Source organism: Psychrobacter sp. I-STPA6b (genome assembly GCF_020662265.1).
Lineage (GTDB): Bacteria > Pseudomonadota > Gammaproteobacteria > Pseudomonadales > Moraxellaceae > Psychrobacter.
The window spans coordinates 321,823-338,726 of the sequence record NZ_VEWM01000063.1 but is presented as its reverse complement, the minus strand read 5'-3'; the positions used below and the strand labels follow the sequence as shown (position 1 = coordinate 338,726).

General features: G+C 40.6%; 16 protein-coding genes. 13 read left to right on the top strand and 3 right to left on the bottom strand.

From position 1 onward, the window contains the following. The first annotated feature begins 2 nt into the window (after positions 1 to 2). Positions 3 to 647 carry a DNA-3-methyladenine glycosylase family protein gene (locus FHK88_RS06795; protein WP_227429980.1) on the top strand — a complete coding sequence of 215 codons (645 nt, stop codon included), beginning with the start codon at positions 3 to 5 and terminating at the stop codon, positions 645 to 647. A 24-nt stretch (positions 648 to 671) separates the two neighbouring features. Here the strand turns inward: FHK88_RS06795 and FHK88_RS06790 are convergent, their stop codons facing one another. Together FHK88_RS06790 and rsmI are read right to left on the bottom strand one after the other, a co-directional pair. Beyond that, complete coding sequence (locus FHK88_RS06790; protein WP_227429979.1) at positions 672 to 1,580, bottom strand: histone deacetylase; 909 nt, start codon at positions 1,578 to 1,580, stop codon at positions 672 to 674. A gap of 17 nt (positions 1,581 to 1,597) precedes the next feature. Then, on the bottom strand, positions 1,598 to 2,464 hold the full coding sequence (gene rsmI / locus FHK88_RS06785) for a 16S rRNA (cytidine(1402)-2'-O)-methyltransferase (protein WP_227429978.1): 867 nt from the start codon (positions 2,462 to 2,464) through the stop codon (positions 1,598 to 1,600). A 143-nt stretch (positions 2,465 to 2,607) separates the two neighbouring features. Here rsmI and FHK88_RS06780 point away from each other — a divergent pair, with 143 nt between their 5' ends. From FHK88_RS06780 to FHK88_RS06725, 12 genes are all read left to right on the top strand, one after another. After that, positions 2,608 to 3,024, top strand: coding sequence for a YraN family protein (locus tag FHK88_RS06780; RefSeq protein ID WP_227429977.1), 417 nt, complete (start codon positions 2,608 to 2,610; stop codon positions 3,022 to 3,024). An 88-nt stretch (positions 3,025 to 3,112) separates the two neighbouring features. Beyond that, entirely contained in the window at positions 3,113 to 3,994 is an 882-nt protein-coding gene (locus tag FHK88_RS06775) for a BON domain-containing protein (RefSeq protein WP_227429976.1), read from the top strand. A gap of 108 nt (positions 3,995 to 4,102) precedes the next feature. Continuing rightward, positions 4,103 to 4,354 (top strand): BolA family protein, encoded by a 252-nt coding sequence (locus tag FHK88_RS06770; protein ID WP_319800159.1) that lies wholly within the window; start codon positions 4,103 to 4,105, stop codon positions 4,352 to 4,354. 89 nt (positions 4,355 to 4,443) lie between these two features. Next, positions 4,444 to 5,709 carry a UDP-N-acetylglucosamine 1-carboxyvinyltransferase gene (murA, locus tag FHK88_RS06765; RefSeq protein ID WP_227429975.1) on the top strand — a complete coding sequence of 422 codons (1,266 nt, stop codon included), beginning with the start codon at positions 4,444 to 4,446 and terminating at the stop codon, positions 5,707 to 5,709. Positions 5,710 to 5,947: 238 nt separating this feature from the next. After that, entirely contained in the window at positions 5,948 to 6,616 is a 669-nt protein-coding gene (gene hisG / locus FHK88_RS06760; RefSeq protein ID WP_227429974.1) for an ATP phosphoribosyltransferase, read from the top strand. Positions 6,617 to 6,674: 58 nt separating this feature from the next. Then, a complete protein-coding gene (locus tag FHK88_RS06755; RefSeq protein ID WP_227429973.1) occupies positions 6,675 to 8,375 on the top strand; it encodes a hypothetical protein in 1,701 nt (566 codons plus the stop codon). Between the two features lie 47 nt (positions 8,376 to 8,422). Next, the gene (locus FHK88_RS06750) at positions 8,423 to 8,869 is read left to right on the top strand and encodes an NADAR family protein (protein WP_227429972.1); all 447 of its coding nucleotides are present in this window, start codon (positions 8,423 to 8,425) and stop codon (positions 8,867 to 8,869) included. A gap of 217 nt (positions 8,870 to 9,086) precedes the next feature. Beyond that, on the top strand, positions 9,087 to 10,382 hold the full coding sequence (hisD, locus tag FHK88_RS06745) for a histidinol dehydrogenase (protein ID WP_227429971.1): 1,296 nt from the start codon (positions 9,087 to 9,089) through the stop codon (positions 10,380 to 10,382). A gap of 227 nt (positions 10,383 to 10,609) precedes the next feature. Beyond that, positions 10,610 to 11,728 (top strand): histidinol-phosphate transaminase, encoded by a 1,119-nt coding sequence (gene hisC / locus FHK88_RS06740; protein WP_227429970.1) that lies wholly within the window; start codon positions 10,610 to 10,612, stop codon positions 11,726 to 11,728. A gap of 139 nt (positions 11,729 to 11,867) precedes the next feature. Then, positions 11,868 to 13,388 carry an exopolyphosphatase gene (gene ppx / locus FHK88_RS06735; RefSeq protein WP_227429969.1) on the top strand — a complete coding sequence of 507 codons (1,521 nt, stop codon included), beginning with the start codon at positions 11,868 to 11,870 and terminating at the stop codon, positions 13,386 to 13,388. 130 nt (positions 13,389 to 13,518) lie between these two features. Next, positions 13,519 to 14,322, top strand: coding sequence for an acetyl-CoA carboxylase carboxyltransferase subunit alpha (locus FHK88_RS06730; RefSeq protein ID WP_227429968.1), 804 nt, complete (start codon positions 13,519 to 13,521; stop codon positions 14,320 to 14,322). Positions 14,323 to 14,395: 73 nt separating this feature from the next. Then, positions 14,396 to 15,619, top strand: a complete 1,224-nt coding sequence (locus tag FHK88_RS06725) for an NAD(P)/FAD-dependent oxidoreductase (protein ID WP_227429967.1) — start codon at positions 14,396 to 14,398, stop codon at positions 15,617 to 15,619. A gap of 81 nt (positions 15,620 to 15,700) precedes the next feature. On the opposite strand, the gene FHK88_RS06720 is transcribed toward FHK88_RS06725, so the two are convergent. Continuing rightward, the gene (locus tag FHK88_RS06720) at positions 15,701 to 16,492 is read right to left on the bottom strand and encodes an inner membrane protein YpjD (RefSeq protein ID WP_227429966.1); all 792 of its coding nucleotides are present in this window, start codon (positions 16,490 to 16,492) and stop codon (positions 15,701 to 15,703) included. Positions 16,493 to 16,904 lie beyond the last annotated feature (412 nt).

Here is a 16,904-nt window from a genome sequence, read left to right as displayed (position 1 = left end):
TTATGTCAAAATCTGCACCCCTTACCACCATTGATACAGCTAAAGAGCTTGAGACACATATTAAACAGCTTATCATCATAGAGCCACGATTTGCTGATATCTATGCACAAGTGGGTGTGCCTGATTTACGCCGTAAGCCACAAGGGTTTGAGTCATTACTACGAGCGATGGTTGGTCAGCAATTATCTGTGGCAGCAGCGGCAAGTATTTGGCAACGGCTTGAAGACGCAGGATTAACGACACCTAAAAACATCAAATCTACCGATGATGACAGCTTGCGTCAGCAAGGTCTATCCAAGCAAAAAATCCGTTATATTCGCTCGTTGGTGGAGCATGATATTGATTTTGATACATTGGCAATTTTACCTGACGATAAGGTAATAGAGACGTTAACAGCAGTGACTGGAATTGGACGCTGGACAGCAGAGATGTATTTGCTATTCTCGTTAGGACGTAGTGATGTATTAGCGGTTGATGATTTGGCAATTAAGGTGGGGGCGATGGCACTCTTTGAGCTGGAAAATCGTCCTACCCCAAAGCAGTTAAAAGAGTTAACCCAAAGTTGGTCACCGTATCGTAGTGCAGGCAGCCTATTATTATGGGCATATTATGGTTGGCTAAAAGATAGAGAAGGTTTGCCTGTTTAGTTTTAAAGGGTTAGTAAGACAACATTAATCAGCAAAAAATATCTTTTGTGCCAAGCGATAGGTATTGCAATGCGCCTCAACCACATCGTCAATGTCTTCTGAATAACCACCACCCATCACCACAGCAATGGGGATTTGATTATCATGGGCTTGGCGTAATACAAACTCATCACGTTGATAGCAACCTTTACGGCTTAATGCCAGTTTGCCCAGCTTATCTGTTTCTAGCACATCAACGGCGGACTGATAAAAAATCATATCAGGATTGACCTGTTCAATAAGACGAGGCAAGGTATCATACAAAATTGCCAAATACTGCTCATCGCCTGTGTCATTATCTAGCTCAATATCCAAATCTGATTGCTGTTTGCGAAATGGGTAATTTTTTGCCCCATGCATACTAAATACAAATACCCTATCTTCATTTTGCATGATACTGGCATTACCATTGCCTTGATGCACGTCCAAATCAACAATCAAAATCTTTTGAGCTTGCCCTCGCTCTAACAGCAGATTGCTGGCAACGCACACATCATTAAACACACAAAAGCCTTCACCGTGGTCAGCAAAAGCATGATGTGTACCACCTGCCACATTCATCGCTATGCCATACTGTTTGGCAAATAAGGCACATTCATAAGTGGCATGAGCAATATAACGCCCACGCTCGACAAGCTGTGGGGTCATTTCAAAACCAATAGGGCGAGCCTCTTTGCGAGGTAAGGTTTGGGTTTTCAGTTTGTACCAATAATCGCTGGTGTGCGTGGTTAATATCTCATCTTCACTAAGCATTTGTGGGACAAAGAAGTTATCAGTGGTTACTGTCCCTTCAGCAAGTAACCTTTGCGGAATGAGGGTGTATTTTTGCATCGGAAAGCGGTGTTTATCAGGTACAGGATAAACAAAAATATCAGAATAGGCGATTTTTAACATACGATTGCTTTCTACGTTTAATCTGCTTGTTGTAATTGTAATAAGCGTTGATACAGGGCATTTTTTTTCACCCCTGTGATATCAGATGCCAATGCTGCTGCCTTTTTGACCGATAAGTCTTGTAATAGACGCAATAATAAATCGTCATGTGCGGTCAGGTCATCACTTTGCTCTTGATGCGTATCACCACCAACCACCAATACAATTTCTCCTTTTTGCTGATTGTTGTCATTTTTTACAAACGCAAGCAGGTCACCGACGGTAGTTTTAACCACAGTTTCAAAGGTTTTTGTCAGCTCTCGACAATAGGTGATGGGTCGCTCATTGCCAAAGACAACTGCCATATCTTCAAGGCAAGCTAGAATACGGTGTGGGGCTTCATAAAAAATCAACGTCTCACTACGCTCTTTGTAGGTTTGTAGCTGTTTTTGTCTGCCATGCGTTTTTGCGGGTAAAAATCCTAAAAAGCTGAATTTATCAGAGGGCAATCCAGCGACAGATAAGGCAGTAATCACCGCGGAAACACCTGCTATTGGCACAACTTTAACACCAGCATTGTGTGCTGCTTGTACCAGCTGAAATCCGGGGTCACTAATGAGTGGTGTCCCAGCATCGCTAATGAGTGCAACAGGATGCCCTTGTTGTATCATCTCGATGATTTTTGGTGTTTGTATCTCACTGTTATGCTCATGGTATGCCCATGTTTTGCTATCAATATTAAAATGATTTAATAGTTTTCCTGAGGTTCGGGTATCTTCGCAGGCAATGATATCAACAGCTTTTAAGGTATTAATGGCACGTGGGGTCATGTCATCAAGATTGCCAATAGGGGTGGCGACGATATATAGAGAAGCTGGCAGGGATGACTGAGCTGTAGCAGACATGAAAACCTCATCAAAAAGATGCAAAAAATTAAAAAAAGTGACATATAGTCTGGGTATCTTGTTAGTGTATCATGTTGTGTTAAGATAGGAGACAGTATAGTTTAATCAAATATGGTATTTTGGACAGGGGTTGGATAATAAAAATGAATAATAAATCCCTGTCTTTGACGTCACTTAAACAGCGACAAGGTAGTCAGTTTGAGCGTAAAGCCTTGAATTATTTACAGGCGCAAGGGCTGACATTGGTCACACAAAACTGGTGTCAACCGAAGGTTGGGGAGCTTGATTTAGTAATGATGCAATCAGGACAGTACTGGAATGTGCTGGTCTTTGTCGAGGTGCGGCAACGATATCGTTCTGATTATGGAGATGCTATTGCTAGTGTTACTAAAGTTAAGCAACGTAAGTTGATTAAAACTGCCCAGTATTTTTTGCAGGCTTATCCAGATTATGCTGATTGTGAATGTCGTTTTGATATTGTGGCTTATGATGGTGAGTATGATGATGGTAACAACATGCCCCAGTGGGTAGTTGGTGCATTTGTCGCTCAAGCTTGGTAAGACATATTAACTAACCAGTGAGATGGTTGTGTAACAGGATACAATATTTATGATAACCATAAAAACACACATGAAAAAGTCGAAACAGATGAGAATATCTGTTAAAGCACGCGTGTTTGCCAGCCTGCGTAAGCATAAAGCCAGTCTACTAGTGGTGAGCTTGAGCGCTATTTTAATGAGCTGTGCCAGTGCACCTTTAAATACTGCTACACCAGACAATCGTTATGGTGTTCCTATTACGGAGCGAACATTAGCGCAACGTCTTTTGGATCAAGGCATTGAACGTACGGCTTTAGTAAATATTTATGCGTTAGACCCACATCTAAAAAGTAACAGTCGCCTGTCTGTTAATAGTTTTTATAGTGACGTGTTATTAACTGGAGAAGTTCCCAATCAGCAAGTGTATGATGCGATTAATGAGATTGTCTCTTCCATGCCGGATGTGAAAAGGATTAATAACTATATTGAAATAAGACGAAATAAAGGGTTAAGTTATACAGTGCATGACCGCTATATTACCTCAAAGCTAAATGCAAAAATTTTGGCTGACCCTTATATTGGCTATTCTCAAGTAAAAGTTGTGACTGATGATGGTGTGGTGTATGTATTAGGTCGGTTGACACCAAGTCAGCAAGAACATCTACGAGATATGATGAGTAGTACCGTTGGTATTAAAGACTTTGTGATATTAACCTCAACGATTGATGGTGAAATTTTACCTGCACAGTCAGTACCACAGCCATATAAGCCATCTTTCCCACAGGTCAATAGCTATCCTCCACAAGTTTACTCTCCTCAAACCTCTCAAGCTCAAGTGTCTCAAGGTTATCCTGATTCTAGCCAAACCTATCCTAATAACTCCAGCTATCCTGCAACACAGCAACCATCAGGTGTCCGTTATCCAGTTACGTCACAGACATCATCTAGTCCTTATATTGAATTATATAAAAATCAGGTTGCTGGTTGGTAGAGAAAACCTACGTCATCATGGTATTGCTATGATGACGTATTATCTATAGTTGACAACTCTTGTTATAATGTCAGTTCAATTTTCTTTTTGATAACACAGGTAATCCCCATGAGCATGAATGCTGACGATTTGATAGAATTTTTACAACCACACTTTCCTGAAGCACTGATTCAAGCAGCAAACCAAGGCAATAAGTTTGACCTACGTGTTGTTGATGCTAGCTTTGAAGGCAAACGCATTGTGCAACGTCAGCAGGCTATTTATGCTTTGGTGAATGAAAAAATCGCTGCTGGCGATATTCATGCCTTAAACATTCAAGCCTTGACACCAAGTGAATGGGAAGCACAACAAGCAGGCTAAATCAGCAAGTTCAGCTATATTTTTATTGAGGTTGCGCTAGTGAGTATTGGCGTGACGGATTTTATATTTTGTTATGATGGGTATCACGCATGGATCAATTTTTAATCAAAGGCAGTAGCCGTATCGCTGGTGAAGTGACAATCTCAGGTGCAAAAAATGCAGCTCTGCCATTATTGGCAGCGATGATTTTGGCAAAAACGCCAACGACGCTTCACAATGTGCCACTATTACAAGATGTGCGGACGCTCATCAAGCTTATCTCTGGTATGGGTATCGTCATTCAACGTGAGGGCGCTACCGTTACTTGTAATACAAAAACCATAGACAGCTACTATGCACCTTATGAGTTGGTGCGTACCATGCGCGCATCAATTTTGGTATTAGGACCACTGTTGGCACGTTTTGGTGAAGCAGAGGTTTCATTACCCGGTGGTTGTGCCATTGGTTCACGCCCAGTTGACCAACACCTCAAAGCATTTGAGGCGATGGGTGCGACCATTAAGGTTGAAAATGGCTATGTCAAAGCACAAGCACCAAAAGGTGGGCGTTTAATCGGTTGTGATTTTACCTTTGATATGGTCACAGTCGGTGGTACAGAAAATGTCATTATGGCGGCGGCACTAGCAAAAGGCACAACTCGACTAGAAAACTGTGCCAGAGAGCCTGAAGTAGTGGATTTGGCTAATATGTTGGTAGCAATGGGCGCAAAAATTAGCGGTATTGGTACAGCAAATATGACCATTGAAGGGGTCGATGAGCTGTATGGCTGTGAGTATTCCGTTGTTGCAGACCGCATCGAGACTGGCTCATATCTGGCTGGTGCATTGATGACATGTGGTGATGTATTGACTAAAAATACGTCACCTCAATTATTGCATCCTGTATTGAAAAAGTTTGAGGCGATGGGGGCTACCATTAGTAGTGGTGAAGATTGGATACGTGCAAAAATAGATAAACGCCCACAGCCAGTTGATATTCGTACGCAGCCACACCCAGGCTTTCCCACTGATATGCAGGCACAGCTCATGGCAATTTGTTGCCTTGCTGATGGTACAAGCACCATTATTGAAAATATTTTTGAAAACCGTTATATGCACGTTCCTGAATTAAAACGCTTGGGTGCAAACATCAAAGTTGATGGGCATACTGCCATTGTTAAGGGTGTAGAAAAATTTACTGCTGCCCCTGTGATGGCAACTGATTTGCGTGCCTCTATGTCATTGGTAATGGCAGCAGCAGCAGCCGCCGAAGGTGAAAGTCTGATTGACCGCATTTATCATATTGATAGAGGCTATGAAGATGTTGAAAACAAACTGCGTGGGCTTGGCGTCAATATCGAAAGAATTAAAGCATAAAGCGAATATATAAGTTTTCAATACTTCTCTATATAAATGATCCGATTGACTCTCTTTCATAACTGGAAGGGAGTATTGTTGTTAATGGCTTGCCCATAAAACCTGCTTACTTATAAAACATTATTGGTACAGCATAAAGGCTAGAAAAGATAAAGTAACATAGGCTTGCTGACTTGGAGTGTGTGGGGTAAGTCATCAATACCAATCATAAACTAATTGTAAATAGACAGAGTACACCATGACTGATAATACAGAAATCCTCAATCAAGCCGATACTGACTTTGATGGTTTAACCCTTGCGTTATCTAAAGGGCGGATATTAAAAGAAACCTTGCCATTATTAAAATCAGCAGGGATTGAGCTGTTAGAAGACCCTGAAAAATCACGCAAATTGATTTTTGCTACTACCAATGACAATGTACGAGTACTGATATTACGTGCTAGTGATGTACCCACCTATGTAGAGCATGGGGCGGCGGATTTTGGCGTGGCAGGTAAAGATGTACTGTTAGAGCATGGGGCAAGTCATGTTTATGAACTGTTGGATTTAAAAATTGCCCAATGCAAACTGATGACCGCAGGGATAAAAGGTGCAACATTGCCAAAGCGTCGTTTGCGTGTTGCCACCAAATACGTCAATGTTGCCCGTGCTTATTTTGCCAGTCAAGGTCAGCAAGTTGATGTCATTAAACTATACGGCTCAATGGAGCTTGCACCGCTGGTTGGTTTGGGTGACTTGATTGTCGATGTGGTCGATACGGGCAACACTTTGCGAGCCAATGGACTTGAGCCATTAGAGCATATTTGTGATGTGTCCTCACGTTTAATCGTTAATCAGGTGAGCTATAAACGTAAATTTGCCTTGCTTGAACCGATATTAGAGAGTTTTAAGCAGAGTGTGGGGTAAGCTAAGCTCAATTTATCAAAAATTATTAAGAGAACCATTATTTATTAAGAGAAATAGGATGAGCTTTGTTTCAGGAACATTGATTAATACAGAACAAGGCTTAGTGCCTATTCAAGATTTAAAGGTTGGGGACTTAGTATTATCCAAGCCAGAAGATGGTATTGGTGAGCCAGTGTATAAATCTGTGGTTAAAACTTTTATGCATGAGGATAAAGAAATTTGGCTTGTTAGAGCAAAACAGCCTATTAAGCCAGTTTTGAAAGCTTATGAAAAGCTAGGTCATAAAGTAAATTATGAAAAACATAATGAGATATATGTTGATTCAGAAATGTTGGTAACCTCAAATCATCCTATTTGGGTCGTAGGATATGTTGATAGTAGATATCAAAAAATATTTTATCCAAATCCATTTTGGAAACGTGTTGATGAACTTATCTATGGAGAACTAATTACAAACGCAGATGGTAACTTACTACAAGTAGTCAATGCTCAACCTATTTACAAATTTAATAATCCCTCTATTGAAAATAATAATGATTTTTTCTGGGTTCAAGAGAGGTACCATCAGTCATTTGAGGACTATTGGTATGGAGAGATTGATCCAGATTATTGGCAAACAGAAGCCGAGTTTAAGGCAGATGGCAAAGCCTATGATATAAATAATTATATAAATAAAGGTTCTATTATAGGTGGGTATGTTCTAGATGACCGTCAAAATATAATATTTACCAATTCTCTTATAGATAAGCATGGGGATTATATTCCTTTTACAATGAATGTATACAATATAGAAGTTGCAGATAATCATACATATTTTGTAAGTCGGAATAAGGTTTGGGTACACAATACCGACTGCGAAGAAACAGCCCGAGAAATCCTACTGGGTAAAAAAGTCGCTCAAGGCTTTAGTTCTTATAAACCAAATAAAGGCAAAAACAGTGCGATTGGGCCAATGGTCAGTCAATGTCTGGAGCAGGACAGCGTTGGATGTTTTGTTGGTGGTACGATTATTTCAGTTGATAACGAAGATAGAATTAAGAATATTGATAACATCACAGTAGGAGATAGCGTACTTTCTCGTCCTGAAACAGGAGAAAATATTGTCAGTTATCAACCAGTGGTACAAACCTTTATCCATAAAGATAAAGCAATATGGCTATTAAAAGCTGAAAAAACTACTGAAATGTTTGATAAAAACGATGATATGCTCGATTATCAACGTTATAGCTCAGCAGGACGTAACATTGAGGTACTTGTAACGCCCAATCATCCCGTTTGGGTGATTGGCTGTTATGAACATCCAGATGCTGATATTGAATTCTATGAACAGCCACAGTGGAAACGGGTGGATGAACTACAGCGTTACGAAGTGGTTATTAACCCTGATGGTGTCATGTACCGTATTGAACGGGCTCAGCCAGTTTATCAATATCTAGCAAAAGGTGAGTCTGAACCAAATCCAGATTTATACTGGTATCAAGAGCATTATTATGAAGATTATGATGATGACTATGTGCAAGGTGACTATGATTTTGAAGGGTTACTTAGTGAACAAGAGTTTAATAAAATTGGCTATGTCTATGATGTCACTCAGTATGAGACTAAGAGTGTAAGTAAGTTTATTGGTAGTAAGTGTATCAACTATCTAACCAATGAAAAAGGTCAATATATACCTTTTACTCGCCCTGTATATAATCTCGAAGTTGCTAATAACCATACTTATTATGTAGGGGTAAAAGGGCTATGGGTGCATGAATAAAATCAATCAATCAAGGAAATAAGATGAGCTTTGTTGCAGGAATATAAATGAATGAAGATAAAATAGAGTTTTATTCTGAAACTGGTGATTATGGGGAGCTTTCAAACTTTGCTCGATTTGCCATTCAATTAAAGGGGAAAACATGGGCAACCGTTGAGCATTATTTTCAAGCTCAAAAGTTTGCAGGGACAGCCTACGAAAGCCAAATCCAAAAGGCTGTCTCACCAATGAAGGCGGCAGAAATGGGGCGTACTCGAAAAGTTAAGATGAGACGTAATTGGGATAACATCAAAGATAATGTGATGTTAGAGGCTTTAAGGGCAAAGTTTAGCCAACACCCTGAGTTAAAAGAGTTATTATTGAGTACAAGTGATAAAATTTTAGTCGAGCATACCGAAAATGATAGTTATTGGGGCGATGGTGGTGATGGCTCAGGAAAAAATCGGCTAGGTAAATTGTTGATGAAAGTTAGAGAAGAGCTATCCACAGAATAACTGTCCCAATAAGAGTTATCAAATTGATAAGACTTTTTGACAGTGTTATTCCAGTAAAACCCAATTATCAATAATTTAAACCAGTGCGTTGCTATCAGTTTAACTCTGACGTGATACACTGGTTTTATAGATTAAATACTCAAATGATTGCGCTATTTAGCAGTCAGTTAAGTTAACTAGAATTGTTACTAAAATTGCAATTTTACAAGGATAAAAAATGCGCACCCTAAATACCCAAGACCCTGAGTTTCAAAGCCAGCTTGATAACCTGCTCGCCTTTGAAACCGTCAATGACCCGCAGTTACTAGCTACCGTTGATGACATTATCAACCAAGTACGAAAGCATGGTGATAAAACCGTATTAGAGCTAACGCAAAAGTTTGACCAGCACCCAGCGACCACAATGGCAGAGCTTGAACTTAGCCAAACCGAGCTAAAACAAGCCTTTGATAAGTTGGCTGATGACATCAAAGAAGCACTCAAACTGGCAGCCAGCCGAGTCAAAAGTTTCCATCAAAAGCAAAAACAAGACTCATGGCAATATACCGATGAGCTAGGCAATCGCTTGGGGCAAAAAGTCACGCCACTAGACAGAGTCGGTATTTATGTTCCCGGTGGGCTTGCCTCTTATCCCTCATCGGTATTGATGAATGCCGTTCCTGCCAAAGTTGCAGGCGTGCAAGAGGTAATTATGGTCGTGCCTGCCCCCAAAGGTGAATTAAATCCATTGGTATTGGCAGCGGCTCATTTGGCAGAAGTTGATAGAGTGTTTACCATTGGTGGTGCTCAAGCAGTGGCAGCATTAGCCTATGGCACAGACAGCATTCCGCAGGTAGATAAAATCACAGGGCCGGGCAACAAATATGTGGCAGCTGCTAAGCGAGCGGTATTTGGGCAAGTGGGCATTGATATGATTGCAGGGCCTTCTGAAGTGCTGGTATATGCCGAAGGTCAAGAGAATGACAGAGCTGATTGGTTGGCGATGGATTTATTATCACAAGCCGAGCATGATACCGTTGCCCAAGCGATTTTTGTGACTACCAGTCAATCCTTGCTTGATAATGTTGCCAAAGAGATTGATAAAGCATTGGAGATTTTACCCAAAGCAGACATTGCAGGCGAGTCAATTCGCAATCGTGGGGCGTTAATCTTGGTCAAGGATAGAGCAGAGGGCTTGGCAATGATTAACCGTATCGCCCCTGAGCACTTAGAGTTATCGGTGGATAATCCTGATGAATTGATTGCTGATATTCGCCATGCAGGGGCAATATTTATGGGTCGCCATACCCCAGAGGCGATCGGTGATTATTGTGCAGGGCCAAACCACGTATTACCAACCTCAGGCACTGCTCGTTTTTCTTCTCCACTTGGTGTGTATGATTTTCAGAAAAAATCCTCATTGATTTATTGTAGTGAATCGGGTAGTAAACCGTTGGCACAAACGGCGGATATTTTGGCTCAACAAGAAAACTTAGACGCACACGCCCGTTCTGCTCGTTATCGTTATCAATGAGTCTATAGGGCTTGTTGAGTATGTATCCTGTAAGGTTAATATTTATTATTAGTACTTTACTATCTTGCACGTCATTCATTGACGTATAAGATGGTTTCAATATATATTTTTATGGAGAGATTGTCGCCAGTATTTTTTTGTCATGGTAGAATCTAGAAGCGTTCCATTCTCCAGAAGAATATGACATCCTAGTAACTGCAATATTAAATAAAATGACTGAGCAACCTATGAGTGAGCAAAAAATTGATACTAGATTATGGTCTAGTAAAGCCCGCCACCTTTCTCCATATATTCCTGGAGAGCAACCAAAGCAGGCGAATTTATGTAAGTTAAATACCAATGAAAATCCTTTCCCACCTTCACCAAAGGTAGCACAAGCGATTGCTGAGCAATTAAATAAACAAGCGTATGGACTACGTTTATACCCAGAGCCAGAGTCTAGTACCTTGAAGCAACAGTTGGCAAAGACATATCAAGTTCAGCCAAATCAGATATTCGTTGGTAATGGTTCAGATGAAGTCTTAGCATTGGTTTTTGCTTGCTTTTTTATGAAGGAGCGTCCACTTTTATCCCCTGATATTAGTTATAGTTTTTATCCAGTTTATGCAGAAACTTTTGGTGTAGATTTGGTAAAAATTCCTCTGCAAGATGATTTTAGTATCAATCCTGATGATTATCGCCAACCTTGTGGTGGCATTATTATTGCTAATCCTAATGCCCCTACAGGTCTATTGATGTCTTTATCAGATATTCGTAAGCTTGCTAGTGAGCATCCTAATGCGGTGGTTGTGATTGATGAGGCGTATATTGACTTTGCAGAGCCTCAACAGATAGGTGAGCCAGAGTCAGTTTCTGCGGTCAGTTTGATTGATGAGTTTGATAATATTGTGGTAACGCAAACTTTCTCAAAATCTCGTTCATTAGCAGGTTTGCGGGTGGGGATGGCTTTTGCTAATCCTTCATTGATTGAAGCATTAACCCGCATGAAAAATAGCTTTAATAGCTACCCATTGGATAAATTAGCGCAAGCTGGGGCAATCGCTAGTTTGCAAGATGATGCTTATTTTAATAAAGCATGTACTAAGATTATTGAGCTTCGTAATGTATTATCACAGCATTTAGCTGAGCTAGGCTTTTCAGTTTTACCATCCCAAGCGAATTTTATTTTTGCACGTCCACCTGAAGGTAATGCAGAGCAGATAGCACAGCAATTGCGTGAGCAAGGTATTATTGTGCGCTATTTTAGCCAGCCTCGTATTGATGAGTATTTGCGAATTACAGTTGGAACAACGGCACAAAATGGACGATTGATTGAGGCATTGACAGGGCTGTTATCAGCGTCCTAGTGTAGTTATATCTTGTGACTTTGGATAAGAAGTGATTTAATGATACAGCTGTAGCCATTGGCTAAGAATAATGGCTTGTCTATGTGAAGTATGAGTTTTTGCACCTTTCATTTTATCTATAGCGAGTAGCGTATTTTTTATGCCCACCAATTTTCTAGCAAATAACGAACTTTTGGCAGCCATTGATATTGGCTCAAATAGCTTTCATTTAGCAATTGCACGGCTTGACCACGGAGAGGTACGCAAAGTTGCCTCAATGTCAGAAAAAGTCCAGCTTGCTGCTGGTTTGGATGAGGAAAACTTTCTAAGTGAAAATGCTCAGCAACGAGGATTGGATTGTTTAACACGTTTTGTTGGACGCTTGGAGTCGGTATCTCCAGAGCGTCTGCGTATTGTTGCTACCAATGCACTGCGTCAAGCAAAAAATGCAGATGAGTTTATCCGCCGTGCCAATGAGATATTGCCTAAGCCAATTGAAATCATTGCTGGTCGTGAAGAGGCGCGCTTAATTTATCTGGGTGTCTCTCATACAAATGCCAGTAGTGATAAGCGCTTGGTGATTGATATTGGCGGTGGCTCGACAGAGTTTATTATTGGGCAGGAGTTTGAGCCAATATTGACAGAAAGTCTACAAATGGGCTGTGTGGCATTTACCAAAAGCTATTTTGAAGATGGGCATATCAGTGAAAAAGCCTTTGAAAAAGCCATTGCTGCTGCCCGTAAAGAGATTTTAGCGATTAGCAGTACTTATCAAAAAACAGGCTGGAGCAGTGTTGTTGGTTCAAGTGGTACAATTAAAGCTGTACGTAATGTCTTGGTCTCACAAGGCATGGCAGATGACCAAGAAAACATTACCTACGAGGGTGTCAAACGGATACAGCAACAGTTGATTAAGCTAGGCAATGTGTCTGATATAGAGATAGATGGTGTCAAAGAGCATCGCAAAGCCGTTTTTCCTGCTGGTGTTGCGGTTTTATTGGCAATCATGAAAGTATTAGGAATCGAGAAGATATCGTACTCAGATGGTGCGCTGCGTGAAGGTGTGATGTACGATATGCTAGGACGCTTTGCTAGTGAAGATGTGCGAGACCGTAGTGTTCAGGCACTGATTCAGCGCTATTCTGTAGATAAAAAGCAAGCCAAACGGGTGGTGAATACCTGTCAGGATTTATTTTTACAGGTACAGCATCGTTTACGTCTAAGTAGTGAAGATGCTGATTTGCTACGGCGGGCTGCATTTTTGCATGAAATAGGGCTGGCAATCAGTCATAGTGGTTATCATCGTCATAGTGCGTATCTACTAGAGCACTCAGATGTACCGGGGTTTTCTCAGGTTGATCAGTTACGTATGTCACAATTGGTACTGAATCATCGTCGTAAACTAAAATCAGATGCTTATGAACAGGCAAAAATGATTGGTGGCGAGCGTCTGGTATATTTATGTTTGTTATTACGTTTGGCAGTATTGGCGCATCATAGTCGTAGTGATTCGGGCATTCCTGCTATGACTTTAACCGTAGTCGATAATCATACATGGCAAATAGCAGTGACAACAGATTTTGATGATAGTCCGTTATTATTGTCAGATTTGGCAGATGATATTGAGCAGTTTGCAAAATGGGGCATACAGTTAGAGGTTGTCACAGATATTGATGATTGATAACCAGAATGACATTATGAGTATTAAAGTTTCGAATTGTGAGTATTAAGATGTTGCTTCATTAGGCATCATTATTTGTATTTATCAATATTTATATGAATCAGTTTTTTACATCTGTAAGGAGTGCAAGATGGGAGCAGTTTGGGATAGCGTACAGTTAGCAAGGCATGCCAAGCGTCCATTATTTATGGATTATGCAAACAGTATATTTACTGAGTTTGATGAGTTGCACGGAGATCGTGCATTTGCAGATGACCGTGCCATTATGGGTGGTCTGGCTCGTCTTGATGGCGAGCCTGTCCTGATTGTTGGTCAGCATCGTGGGCGTAGTACTCGTGAGCGTATCGCGCATAATTTTGGTATGGCGAATCCTGAAGGTTATCGTAAAGTGATTCGTTTGGTCAAAATGGCTGAACGCTTCCGTCTGCCAGTATTAACCTTTATTGATACTCAAGGTGCTTATCCGGGTGTTGGTGCAGAAGAGCGTGGGCAAGCACAAGCGATTGCAGAGAGTATTGCTGTATTTTCTAGTTTGCGTACACCAATTATTGCTACGATTATTGGTGAGGGTGGCTCTGGTGGTGCATTGGCAATCGGAGTTGGTGATAGAGTAAATATGCTGGAAAATAGTATTTATTCAGTGATTTCACCAGAAGGCTGTGCGTCTATCTTATGGAAAACTGCTGAAAAAGCCAGTGATGCCAGTGAGGCGCTAAAGCTCAATGCCGACAACCTTTATCAAATGGGTCTCATTGATGCAGTGATTGCTGAAGGGATGGGAGCGCATGCTGAGCCAAAACCTGTAATGATGGCATTAAAGGCATTGCTATGTGAGCAATTACGTGAATTAAAAGCATTGGATATGGATACGTTGTTAGATCAGCGTTATCAGCGTCTCAAAGGTTTTGATTCGACCCTATCACTGGCATCTTGATAATTTTAGCAAAGTGATATCACTTATTAGTAATAAGTATATCAAGGAACTTAGTATAATAAAGAGGTAAAATATGGCGACTCAGCAAGCTCAAGCATTAGAACCATCAAATCAGGGTGTCATCGTTATTGGTGCTGGTTTGGCTGGTTGGGGCGTTATTGATGCCATCCGAAGCAAAGATGCACAGATACCCATTACTTTAATTACCTCTGATAATGGCGACCGTTATCATAAGCCGATGCTAACGATGGCGATTAGTCAAAATAAGCAGGCAAGCGACCTAATACGAGCGACAGGTGCAGAAGCTGCTCAAGCAGCAAATATCACATTATTAGCACAAACAACAGTGACAGATATTGATGCTCAGACAAAGCAAGTTACTATTTGTCACAATTCCAATTCTCAGAATTCAAATGGTGATGTTTTAAGTTCAGACAGTACCAAACAACTGGGCTATGAGCATTTGGTTTTGGCAATGGGTGCGCATCCTATCTTTCCAAGCAGTTTACCTCAAGATAAAGTGTGGCATGTCAATCATATTGAGCGCTTTAGTCAGTTGCAAGCAGCATTGAGCCAAGGTAGCCAGCATGTAGCGATTGTCGGTGCTGGTATGGTAGGGACAGAGATTGCTGAAGATTTATTAAAAGCAGGGCATCAAGTTACCTTAATTGACCTTAATGATGCGCCATTGGCACAGATGCTACCTGCTCAAGCGATACAACGTATCCGCCAAGCTATTGAGTCTCAAGGGATTCAGTTTTTAGGAAATTGCCAAGTGCTCTCAGTAGAAGAGAGTGCAGAAGATAATTATAACTATCAGATACAGTATAAACAGTCACAAACTACAGGCACATTGCTGGTACATCAGGTCATTGCTAGTACAGGGCTACTGGTAGATATACATTTGCCAACTCAAGCGGGCATTGAGTTTGATAGACGTACAGGTATTGCCGTTAACCCAGCAACACTACAGACCAGTGTGGCTGATATTTATGCCATTGGTGACTGTATGTCAATTGCAGGTGTGCCTTGTCGTTTTGTTGCCCCTTTACGTGCGCAGGCTGCAACGATAGCTGGTCAAATTTTAGGTGATACTGATGCAAGTTATGAGCATAAATCACCAATGATACGGCTAAAAAATAAAGCCATTTCTGTTGTCGTTACAGGTGAGCCACGTGCTTCTAAAAGCTGGCAAGTATCAAATGAGACAGAGGCAGAGTTGATACTGAATCAAGTAGATGCTCAAGAAGAAGTGACCGCAACGGTGACCATTAAAGCCCCCAATATTCAGGCGTAAAGCCACTAGATTAACACTATCTTATTCATAACAGTGACTTTTGTTTGGTATTGCTGGTTAGTGTTGTGGTTATATACTTATTTAAAGTAGTAGCTCTAATACAAATTTGCTCCCAATAAAGCCCAATGCCAATAAGATAAAGGCAAAAATAGTGAGGTCAGCAGCTCTACGCCCACGCCAACCTGCTCGCCAGTGTCCAATAATCATACCACCAAAAATCAGCCATGACAGCACACTAAATGCTGTCTTATGGGCGATATGCTGATTTACAATATCTTTAACATAGAGTAACCCTAGTGCTAATGCAATGCTTAGTAGCACAAAGCCGACCAAAATCATATCAAATAAAAGCCCCTCCATACTTTGTAGTGATGGCAGTTTATTGACCCAAAAACGATGAACGGTTTTATGCTTTAGCTCTCGTATCTGAAAGCGCATAATCACAGCTTGCACAGCCGCCATCAACAACACACAATAGGCAGCAAAGGATAATAAAATATGAGCTTCTAGTCCATGGCTGATGTTAGCCAGTGGTTGGTATGGTGCAACGCCAAAATAACCCAGCGTTACACCTATTAATGCGGTTGGTGCAGCCAGTGTTCCTAAACTGAGAATAGGGCGATATAAGCAAAATAAGCCATAAAATAGAATAAAGAAAAGGCTGGTCAGACTGAGGGTATTAAATAGATTAAAGTTTAATCCATAATTGGTGACAATATTTGGATATAGCACCATCGCATGGGCAATCACGCCAATGCTGAGCGTAGTTAAGGTAAAGCCTTTTGCTATGGGACGCTTTTGTAAGAGCGCCCAGTATAAATGGATACTGATACTGGCATAGCAGAATGTGGCAAGAAGATAAGCGATTAACACAGTCGCAGTCCTTTAAAACCCATAATTGCAAGAAAAACATGGCAATAAGCATCTAAACAACAGATGTTCAATTCTATACATCCTCTAAGAGAATCAGATAAAATAACATTCTAGCATCGTATTACCCAAATAAACTGTCATCAATCAATCAGAAGCTAATTAATATGAGTTGACTTGATAATATGGAATCAATTATGCAATAGAAATTAGCTTAGGTGAGAGATAGGTTTTATACTCATATTCTAGTAAAGCGTTAGAATATTGTGTTAATTTATCATAGAATGGTCAATATTGTGCAAACTGATGATGGTTAAGTGCTTTATATTGTAAAAATAAGTGGAATATTTACCCATATGTGACAGCCTGTGAAACTTCCGAATAGTTTTTTAATTGTGAATTAAATTTATTGAAT